This is a genomic window from Pseudomonas sp. NPDC086251, from assembly GCF_044746405.1.
Lineage (GTDB): Bacteria > Pseudomonadota > Gammaproteobacteria > Pseudomonadales > Pseudomonadaceae > Aquipseudomonas.
The window spans coordinates 1-1,870 of record NZ_JBIVBY010000037.1 but is presented as its reverse complement, the minus strand read 5'-3'; the positions used below and the strand labels follow the sequence as shown (position 1 = coordinate 1,870).

Sequence of the window (1,870 nt, the reverse complement as noted above, 5' to 3'; positions counted from 1 at the left end):
GTACCCCCCCCCCCCCCCCCCCCCCCCCCCCCCCCCCCCCCCCCCCCCCCCCCCCCCCCCCCCCCCCCCCCCCCCCCCCCCACAGCTGCTACAGAGCCGTATGCTGGCTCGACGGCTGCTACAGGCATTGAGGCCTTTTTCCGTTGAGCAGGCAGCCTGGCCGTCTGCCTCGGCTGGACCATACTTGATCCACGCATTAAGGAGGCCGGGCTCATGAACCGTAGCGACGTACTGATCATCGGCGCCGGCCCGACCGGGCTGGTACTGGCGCTGTGGCTGAGCAAACTGGGCGTCCGGGTGCGGATTATCGACAAGACCTCGGCACCCGGCACCACGTCGCGGGCGCTGGCCGTGCAGGCGCGGACGCTGGAGCTGTATCGCCAGCTCGACCTCAGCGAAGCGGTTGTGCAGAACGGCCATCGCGTGGCCGCCGCCAATTTCTGGGTCAAGGGTGAGCCCGTGGCGCGGTTGCCGCTGAGCACCATCGGCGAGGGCCTGACGCCCTACGCCTTCCTCGAAATCTTCCCGCAGGACGAGCACGAACGACTGCTGATCGAACGCCTCGAAGGTTTCGGCATCCAGGTGGAACGCAACACGGAACTGGAGGGTTTCGAGGAAACCGGTGACGGTATCAACGCCCGGCTGCGCTTGCCCGATGGCCAGCAGGAAAGCTGTCAGGCCTGTTATCTGGCGGGCTGCGACGGTGCCCGGTCGATTGTGCGCAAGACGTTGGACACCGGATTTCCCGGCGGCACCTACCAGCAGATTTTCTACGTCGCCGACGTCCAGGCCAGCGGGCCGACGTTCAATGGCGAATTGCATGTGGACCTCGATGAAGCGGATTTCCTGGCGGTGTTTCCATTGGCCGGCACCGGCCGCGCACGCCTGATCGGTACCGTGCGCGATGAACGCGCCGAGCAGGCTGAAACCCTGCGTTTCGAAGACGTCAGCAGCCGCGCCATCGAAAACCTGAAGGTGCAGATCGAACAGCTGAACTGGTTCTCGACCTACCGCGTGCATCATCGGGTCGCCGACCACTTTCGCAGCGGACGCGCGTTTCTATTGGGTGACGCCGCCCACGTCCACAGCCCGGCCGGTGGTCAGGGCATGAACACCGGGATTGGCGATGCGATCAACCTCGCCTGGAAACTCGCGGCGGTATTGAGCGGCGGCGCCACGGCCAAATTGCTCGACACCTACGAAACCGAGCGCATCGCGTTTGCCCGCAAACTGGTCGCCACCACCGACCGGGTGTTCACTTTCGTCACTGCCGAGGGGCGCCTGGCCGATTTGCTGCGCACGCGGCTGGCGCCGTTCGTGCTGCCGAAAATGGCCTCGCTGGGTACGGCCCGCGAATTCCTGTTTCGCACGGTGTCGCAGATCACCCTGAATTATCGCGGGATGGCGTTGAGCACCGGCGTTGCCGGCCAGGTTCATGGCGGGGATCGACTGCCCTGGGCGCACGACGGTGAGGGGGATAATTTCGGACCGCTGAAATGCCCGGTCTGGCAAGTGCATGTGTACGGCGACACCAGCGACGAGATGATCGCCTGGTGCCACGAGCATCATCTGCCGCTGCATGTGTTTGGCTGGCGGCCGGCGTTCGAAAGCGCCGGCCTGGGGCACAGCGGGTTCTATCTGTTACGCCCGGATTCCTATGTGGCGATTGCCGAGACGTGTTCCGATCCGAAGGTGATCGAACGCTATTTCAAGGATCACGGGATTCGGCCGTTTTTTGGCTGATCCCAAAGACACCACCTATCAAATGTGGGAGCGGGGGGGGGGGGGGGGGGGGGGGGGGGGGGGGGGGGGGGGGGGGGGGGGGGGGGGGGGGGGGGGGGGGGGGGGGGGGGGGGGGGGGGGGGGGGGG

Annotated in this window: 1 protein-coding gene; it reads left to right on the top strand. The window is 66.5% G+C overall.

Translation table 11 applies throughout. From position 1 onward, the window contains the following. Nucleotides 1–213 precede the first annotated feature (213 nt). Nucleotides 214–1,743, top strand: a complete 1,530-nt coding sequence (locus tag ACIPL2_RS29740) for an FAD-dependent oxidoreductase (RefSeq protein WP_401362816.1) — start codon at nucleotides 214–216, stop codon at nucleotides 1,741–1,743. The last annotated feature ends 127 nt before the right edge of the window (nucleotides 1,744–1,870 follow it).

Excerpts from the sequence above, each read along its gene's own strand:
- ACIPL2_RS29740 (WP_401362816.1), top strand. The coding sequence starts at position 214 with ATGAACCGTAGCGACGTACTGATCATCGGCGCCGGCCCGACCGGGCTG.